This is a genomic window from Actinosynnema sp. NPDC059335, from assembly GCF_042752395.1.
Lineage (GTDB): Bacteria > Actinomycetota > Actinomycetes > Mycobacteriales > Pseudonocardiaceae > Actinosynnema.
The window spans coordinates 25862-33869 of sequence record NZ_JBHYXZ010000097.1 but is presented as its reverse complement, the minus strand read 5'-3'; the positions used below and the strand labels follow the sequence as shown (position 1 = coordinate 33869).

Annotated in this window: 6 protein-coding genes and 1 rRNA gene; 6 read left to right on the top strand and 1 reads right to left on the bottom strand. The window is 73.3% G+C overall.

Annotated features, from left to right (window positions below):
* From rrf to ACFXGA_RS26635, 3 genes are all read left to right on the top strand, one after another.
* A 5S ribosomal RNA gene (gene rrf, locus ACFXGA_RS26645) occupies positions 1–89 on the top strand; the annotation flags it as partial.
* Positions 90–436: 347 nt separating this feature from the next.
* Positions 437–2005, top strand: a complete 1569-nt coding sequence (locus ACFXGA_RS26640) for a deoxyguanosinetriphosphate triphosphohydrolase family protein (protein ID WP_378092283.1) — start codon at positions 437–439, stop codon at positions 2003–2005.
* A 144-nt stretch (positions 2006–2149) separates the two neighbouring features.
* Positions 2150–4939 (top strand): S8 family serine peptidase, encoded by a 2790-nt coding sequence (locus tag ACFXGA_RS26635; protein ID WP_378092281.1) that lies wholly within the window; start codon positions 2150–2152, stop codon positions 4937–4939.
* 52 nt (positions 4940–4991) lie between these two features.
* On the opposite strand, the gene ACFXGA_RS26630 is transcribed toward ACFXGA_RS26635, so the two are convergent.
* On the bottom strand, positions 4992–5969 hold the full coding sequence (locus ACFXGA_RS26630) for a hypothetical protein (protein WP_378092279.1): 978 nt from the start codon (positions 5967–5969) through the stop codon (positions 4992–4994).
* Positions 5970–6288: 319 nt separating this feature from the next.
* Between ACFXGA_RS26630 and ACFXGA_RS26625 the strand changes: the two genes are divergently transcribed.
* The 3 genes from ACFXGA_RS26625 (at position 6289) to ACFXGA_RS26615 (ending at position 8008) form a co-directional block, all read left to right on the top strand.
* On the top strand, positions 6289–6858 hold the full coding sequence (locus ACFXGA_RS26625; RefSeq protein WP_378092277.1) for a hypothetical protein: 570 nt from the start codon (positions 6289–6291) through the stop codon (positions 6856–6858).
* Entirely contained in the window at positions 6855–7535 is a 681-nt protein-coding gene (locus tag ACFXGA_RS26620; RefSeq protein ID WP_378092275.1) for an acVLRF1 family peptidyl-tRNA hydrolase, read from the top strand. Before ACFXGA_RS26625 ends, ACFXGA_RS26620 begins: the two co-directional genes overlap by 4 nt.
* Positions 7536–7615: 80 nt before the next feature.
* Complete coding sequence (locus ACFXGA_RS26615; RefSeq protein ID WP_378092273.1) at positions 7616–8008, top strand: hypothetical protein; 393 nt, start codon at positions 7616–7618, stop codon at positions 8006–8008.

Below are 8008 nucleotides of genomic sequence, written 5' to 3'. Positions count from 1 at the left end.
CCGGTCCCATTCCGAACCCGGTAGTTAAGCCTTCCAGCGCCGATGGTACTGCACTCGTGAGGGTGTGGGAGAGTAGGACGCCGCCGAGCATTCTTCGCCTTCAGGGGCACCCGATCGACCGGGTGCCCCTGAAGGCTTTTTCAGTTCTGACCCGAGCCGACGCAGGTGAACGGTCGGCGCAGAGGGCGTGGTAGCGGACCCGCAGCGCCTGGAGCGAGTCGCGGCTGGTCACGATCACGAAGCAGCTCGGGCTGCCCCGGCAGCAGCGGGTGGAAGTGGATGCCGCCGGACACGTCCCGCGCCTGGACGAACCACTCGCCGGAACCGACGAACGCGTTCCGGTGCCGCGGCTCCTCGCGCCCCAAGCCGGCCTCCCTCCGCCCGGTCAACGGTAGCGCCGCGCGTGTGCCGTTCGGCCGCGACTAAGTTCTCGTCCATGCGCCACGACCCCGACGACCTCCGCACCCTGCGCCGCTCCGGCGGGGACGCCGCCGTCCAGGCCGACCTGGCCACGAGCCCGTTCCGGATCGACCGGGACCGCGTGGCGAGTTCGCCGTTCTTCGCCCGGCTCGGCGGCGTCACGCAGGTCGTCAGCTCGACCGGCTCGGGCCTGCTGGTGCACAACCGGCTCACGCACAGCCTGAAGGTGGCGCAGGCGGCGCGGGCGATCGCCGAGCGGCTCACCGCGCGGGCCGACCTGGCGAGCCTGCTGGACAAGCTCGGCGGCTGCGACCCGGACGTGGTGGAGGCGGCGTCGTTGGCGCACGACCTCGGGCACCCGCCGTTCGGGCACCTCGGCGAGGAGGTGCTCGACCGCCTGGCCCGGCACCGGTTCGGGTTGTCCGACGGGTTCGAGGGCAACGCGCAGTCGTTCCGCATCGTCACGACCACGGACGTGCGCGGCCCGGCGGCGGTCGGGCTCGACCTGACGGTGGCGGTGCGCGCGGCGATGCTGAAGTACCCGTGGACGCGCCTGTCGTACCCGACCCCGCACCCGCGGGACCTGCCCGCCCCGCCGCGCGGCGCGGCCGAACCGGTGGACGCGCCGGGCACCGGTTCCAGCAAGTTCTCCGCCTACGTCACCGAGCTGGAGGACGTGGAGCAGGCCCGCGCGTGCTACGCGGGCCGGGTGGAGCCGTGGCAGCAGACGGTCGAGGCGTCGGTCATGGACACCGCGGACGACATCGCCTACGCCATCCACGACCTGGAGGACTTCCACCGCGTGGGCGTGCTCCAGCACGCGACGGTGTCGGCCGAGCTGAACACGTGGCTGGACCGGGCGGTGGAGCTGGCGGGGCTGAGCGCGGCCGACCTGGCCGCCCAGGAACGCCGGCCGGGCCGTTCGCTGGAGGCGCTGCGCCGCCGGCTGCACGCGAAGGACTCGTGGGCGGTGGACGACGACGCGTTCGCGCACGCGGTGGCGAAGGTGCGCGCCGAGCTGGTGGACGGCCTGCTGGCGGTACCGTTCGACGGCTCGGTGGAGGCGGAGCAGGCCGTCGCCGGGTTCTCGGCGCGGTGGACGCGTCGCCTGGTGGACTCGGTGGGCGTCGTCGAGGAGCCGACGACCCGGTCCGGGCACGTGGTGCTGGCCGTGCCGCAGTGGCACGAGGTGCAGGTGCTGAAGTTCGTGCACCGCCGGTTCGTGCTGCAACGCCCCGACCTGGCGCTGCACCAGCGCGGCCAGGCGCGGCTGCTCACCGCGCTGGTCGAGGCGCTGGAGCAGTGGGTCACCGACCGGCACGAGGCGAACCGGCTGCCGCGGCGGCTGCACGACCTGGTCGAGTTGGCGGGCGAGGAGTACGCGACGCTGGCCCGGACGGACCCGTCCGTGCTGGTCGGGGCCACGGGGGAGACACCGTCCGGGCCGGATGCCGTCCGGGCGCTGGCCCGTGGCCGGGCGGTGGTCGACTTCATCGCCTCGCTGACCGACAACCAGGCCGCGGCGCTGCTCGACGCGCTGTCCGGGCGGACCGGTCAGCTGTGGACAGATGCTTTTGTACTGTGAAATGTGATGGATTCACGGTCTGAGAAGTAGGCCGAACGGTGGCAGACGGTACTTGGCCGTGCGCAATACGTTGACCCCTCGGTCGGAGACATCCGATCGCAGGTCGCGTGCGTCGGGGGCACGCACGAGCTGGGGGAGACGCCTGTGCGCTCACCGGAACGTCGTTCACGAAGAAACGCGCTGATCGCGGCGGGGGCCGCCGTGCTGCTGACGGTGGGCGTCACGTCGCCCGCCACCGCCGACCCGACCAAGGCGTCCAAGGGCGTCGAGGAGAGGACCGCCGCGCAGATCGCGGCGTTGCAGGACATCAAGAAGTCGCTCACCGCGGCCGAGTCCAAGGTGGACAGCGCGCTCGTGGTCGAGCAGCGCCGCCGGTCGAGCGCCACCACGTTCAACCGGCTCCCCGCGCTGCAGACGGGGGTCGCGGTCCACAGCGGAAACACCGTTCTCGTGGACATCCGCGCGGTCAAGGTCACCGATGAGCTGGTCTCGGCCGTGAAGGCCGCGGGCGGCGGCATCCGCTCGGTGTCCACCGAGGGCGGGACGGTCCGCGCGCAGCTGCCGCTCAACGCGCTGACCAGCCTCTCCGCCCGCGGCGACGTGCGTCGCGTGGAGACCGCGGTCGAGTACAAGACGTTCAACAAGCAGGACCGCAAGGCCGATCCCGCGCCCTCCAAGGAGGACAAGGCCCGCGAGATCGAGGCCCGCACCCTGGAGGCCCTGGTCGGGCCGCAGGCCGTGCGGACCGGCGAAGGCGACCGGGCGCACGCCGCCGACACCGCCCGTGACCAGTTCCGCGTCACCGGCACCGGTGTGAAGCTGTGCGCGCTGTCCGACGGCGTCGACTCGCTGGCCACCTCGCAGGCCGCCGGCGAGCTGCCCGCGGGCGTCGAGGTCCTCCCCGGTCAGGAGGGCTCCGGCAACGAGGGCACCGCGATGCTGGAGATCCTCCACGACATCGCGCCGAACGCGAGCCTCGGCTTCGCCACCGCGATCAACGGCGACGCGAGCTTCGCCGACAACATCCGCGCCCTGCGCTTCCAGCTCGGCTGCGACGTGATCGTGGACGACATCCTGTACTTCAACGAGTCGCCGTTCCAGGACGGCGTGATCGCGCGGGCCGTGGACGCGGTCGCCGCGGACGGCGCGCTGTTCTTCTCCTCCGCCGGCAACGAGGGCAACGTCGCCGACGGCACGTCCGGCCACTGGGAGGGCCAGTTCGTCGACTCCGGCGTCGGCATCGGCAAGTTCGCCGGCACCGCCCACGACTTCGACCCCGCGCCGAACGCCAAGCAGGTGTTCAACCCGCTGTCCGACAGCTCCGGCAACGTGCCCGTGACGCTGTTCTGGTCCGACCCGCTGGCCTCGTCGTTCAACGACTACGACCTGTACCTGACGAACTCGCAGGGCAACGTGGTGGCGTTCAGCCAGGGCGTGCAGGACGGCACCCAGGACCCGTACGAGCGGCTGACCACGCCCGCGAGCGCGTCCGGCCTGCGGTTGGCCGTGGTGAAGTTCCGCGGCGAGGACAAGTACCTGGCGCTGTCCGCCCTGGGCGGCCGCTTCAAGGACTCCGCGGACGGGCTGAAGAAGTTCGCGACGCCCGGCGTGACCCGCGGCCACTCCGCGGCCAAGGGCGCGATCAGCGTCGCGGCGGCCCCGGCGAACAACCCGCTGCCGTTCGACCTGGAGCCGGGCGACCCGGCCAACCCGCGCGGCCCGTTCCCGAACGCGTTCGACGGCACCCAGAAGCCGGAGCGGTTCACCTCCGACGGCCCGCGCCGGGTGTTCTTCGCGCCCGACGGCACCCCGAGCCCGGAGGTGCGGCAGAAGCCCGACGTGACCGCCGCGGACGGCGTGCAGACCAGCGTGGCCGGGTTCAACCCGTTCTTCGGCACGTCGGCGTCCGCGCCGAACGCCGCCGCCATCGCGGGCCTGGTGCTGTCCGGCAACCCCGGCCTGTCGCCCGCCGAGGTGCGGCAGGCGTTGACCGCCACCGCGATCGACATCGCCGAGGCGGGCACGGACAACCGGACCGGGGCGGGCGTCGTGCGCGCCGACCTGGTGCTGGCCTACACCGGCGCGTCGCCGCAGCCGCTGGCGAAGGCGGCGAAGCCGTCCGTGGTCAACGACGCCGACGGCAGCCAGTACCTCAAGCCGGGCACCACGGCGACGGTCACCGTGCCGGTGGTCAACTCCGGTGACGGCACCGCCGCGTCGACCAGCGTCGTGCTCACCACGCCCACCGCGGGCGTGACGATCGCGCCGCGGTCGAAGTACTACGGCAACGTCGAGGTCGGCCAGACGGTGACCAACACGTTCAAGGTGACCGTGCCCGCGTCCGCGGGTGTGGGCTCGGCGGTGCGGCTGGACGCGCGGGTGACGTTCGCCGGGTCGACGTCGCCGACGACCGCATCGTTCGCGCTGAACGTCGGCGAGCCGTCCCGCGACGCGAAGACGTTCGCCTACACCGGGCCGGTCGTGGCCATCCCGGACAACGACGCCACCGGCGCCTCGGTGCAGATCCCGGTCAGCGGCGTCGGCCGCGGCTCGAAGATCGTGTTCACCGTCGACGGCGGCACCTGCAGCGCCGACATCGGCGCGACGGGCGTCGGCATCGACCACACGTTCGTCGGCGACCTGGTCGGCACGCTGACCTCGCCGTCCGGCGCCACGGCGACGGTGTTCCAGCGCAACGGCTCCAGCGGCAACAACCTGTGCCAGGTCGTGTTCGACGACTCCGCCGCGCAGCCGTTCTCGTCGGTGACCAGCAACCTCGCGCCGTTCACCGGCACGTGGCGGCCCACCACCGCGCTGGGCGCGCTGCTCGCCGAGCCGGTCGACGGCACGTGGACGTTCAAGGTCGTGGACACGGCCGCGTCCGACCGCGGCTCGATCCGCTCGGTCTCGCTGAAGATCAACGGTTACGTCTGAGTGACGGGAAAGGGCCCCGGGAGCACGCTCCCGGGGCCCTTTCCCGTCCGTGTTACTTCGGCCACTCCCAGCGGATGCCGAACACGCCGGGCCCGAACCCGAGCGCCACGGCGTGCACGCCACCGGCCGCGTCCAGGGCCAGGTTGCGGCGCCGCGACGGGGTGTCGTCACCGGCGGGCACGCTGAACTGCTGGCAGCGGGCGGGCAGGTTCGACTGGTCGAACCGCACCTCGATCACGTACTCGCGCACCGGCAGCCGGAACTTGCGGGCGAACGTGTTGTTGCCCGCCGGGTAGTGCCCCTCGGCGAACAGCAGCTCGTACTCCATGATGATGGTCTCGCCCCTGGTCAGGGGCCGGTCGAACATCATCTCGGCGGCCATGATGTTGGCCTCGGTGTCCTCGACCACGCGGCCGAGGTGGCAGTTGCGCAGGTTCACCACCTGCGGCAGCACGTTCGCCTGCTCAGTCTCGAACACCAGCGCCCAGCGGTCCGGGCCGTCCTGCTCCGCGCGCAGGATCTGCCGCACCCACACCGAGCGCTGACCGCCGTCCGCGGCGATCTCGATCCGGTCGTGCTGGCTGATCCGGCCCAGCTTGACGTCCGACGACGTGTCCACCTGGGTGAGCAGGTTCGCCACCCGCTCGCGGCGCGCCCACAGCGCGTCGATCGGCATCATGGTGGTCGGCCGGGACCGCCTGCCCCGGGGCCGCGGCGGGCCGAGCAGCGCGGACAGGCCCGCCTGCGGCACGCCCAGCACGGTCTCCAGGTGGCGCAGCGCCTCCAGCGACTCGGGCCGCTCGGGCCGGCGCCTGCCGGACTGCCAGTAGCTCAGCGTCGCGACGCTGATGGTGACCCCGCGCAGCGCGAGCCGGTGCTGGATGCGGTCGAGGCTCAGCCTGCTCGCTTTGATCGCCGCTCTCAGCGCCTCCGGGAACGGTCCCGTGGTGAGAAGCTGCGCAAGACTGCCGTGGCCCGTCGAGTCGAGTTCGTCGACGGACAGGTTGGGTCGACCGGCAGCGTTGGTCATTGTGACTCCCCGCTGTCATGAGATCACGCCCCAGTGACCCTACCCGCCAACGCAGGGCGTTGGTGCCTTCCGAGCGGAGTCATTGGTTGGGCCGTACGGGTTACGAGTTCACTGGGATGGGCATCGTTCTGTCAAGTGATGAACATCCGTGCTCTTCCCTTTGTAAACCCGCCGGTAACATTGTGCAACGGCCGCTTCGGTGTCCTGGCGTCGGCCCCTTCGGTCCTGGTACGGGCGGTGCCCGTTCGGCCGATCCCGTTCGCCCCGCCGGCCACGGGCCGTTGGCGTGCGGTGATCCGTTGGGCCTACTGTGTGCCCGGTGACGGCCGCCCAGGACCTCGTGCCCCTGCCGGAGGACCCGCTGACCGGGGTCGCCGCCGCCGTGCTCGGCGCGGGCCCCCACGCGGTGCTCGACCTGCTCGACGTCGCGCGGCACCACGGCGGCCCGCCGGTCGACGTCGTCCGCGCGGGCGACGACCTGCTGCCCCGCCTGGCCCACGAGAACGCGCTCGACCAGGCGCTGCGGCTCGCCCGGGAGGCGCTGCGGCCCGGCGGCCTGTTCGTCGCCGCCGTCCCCGAGCTGGACAAGCTCGGACCGCTGCGGCCCACCGCGCCGCCGCCGAAGGTGTCCGGGCGCGGACCCGACCGGCAGGTGACCGTGCAGCTGTGGGACTGGGCGGCCGACGGCGAGTCCTACGCCCTGGAGGTCGTGCGGCTCGTGCGCGGCGCGGAGACGTGGGAGGTGGCCAACACCGTGTCCACCCGGCACCGGGTGCTGTCGCCCGAGCAGGTGGCCGCCGCGCTGACCGACGCCGGGTTCGGGGCGGTGCAGCGGCTCGCGCCCGCCGAGTGCGGCCACCCGCTGCCGGTCTGGGTCGCGGTGGCATGAGCAGGGTCCGCCCGGTCGCCGGCGGCGGACGGGCGGTGGAGGTCGCCCCGGAACGCCTGGACGGGTGGTTCTCCCGGTTCGCCGCCCGGCACGGCGGCGTGACCTCGACGTCCGTGACGCCGGACCGGGTCCTGGTCACGGCGGCGGACGGCGCGACGGCCTCGGTGGCGGCCGCGTTCGGCGCGTTCGGCTCCCCGGGCGTGTTCGACGGCCTGGTCCTCGACGGCCTGCTGGCGCACGCGTCCGCGTCCCGGGTGGTGGGGTTGCTGCTGGTGCGGCTCGGCGGGCACAGCGTCGGGGTGGCGCGGGACGGCGTGGTGCTCGTGTCGGCCACGGACAGCCGGCAGGTGCACGGGCGCAACAAGGCGGGCGGGTGGTCGCAGCAGCGGTTCGCGCGGCGTCGGGAGGGGCAGGCGCGGGTCGCCCTGCGGGCCGCGGCGGACGACGCGGCCCGGGTGCTGGCCCCCCGGGTCGGCTCGCTGGACGCCGTCGTGCTCGGAGGCGACCGCCAGGCGTTGGACGCCCTGCGGGACGACCGCCGGCTGGCGGAGGTGTTCGCGCTCGCGTCACCGCGCGTGTTGGACGTGCCGGAGCCGCGGCGGGCGGTGCTGGAGGAGGCGGCGCTGCGGGCGCGGGCGGTGGAGGTCGTGGTCCGGGAACCGGCCGGGAATTCGTGACAACCCCCGACCGCCCCGACCGCATGGATAGGGGTGAGGAACCCCCGAACCGCGGTGGTCCCCGAACCCGAGGAGCAGTCTTGCTGCGCAAACGACTCGTGCTGGCGGCGGGTGCCGTCGTGCTCGGCGGCATCGCCGTGGCCGGGACCGCGTTGGCGTCCGGCGGGGGCGACGAGGCGCCCGTGTCCACCACGCCGCCGGCCACCACCTCGACGGTGACGACGTCGCCGGTCGCGGTGACCCCGACGCCCACGTCGGTCGAGGTCACGCCGCGGCCCACGTCGGTCGAGGTCACGCCGTCGCCCACATCGATCGAGGTGACCCCGCGCCCCACGGTGACCACGAGCCCCGGCGGCGACCGGCCCACCACCAGCCCGCCGGCGACCACCGCGTGGACCACGTCGCCCGGGGCGTCGTTCCCGGCGACATCGCCGCCGCTGCCCACCCCCACGACGGTGTCCGCGGAGCGCTGA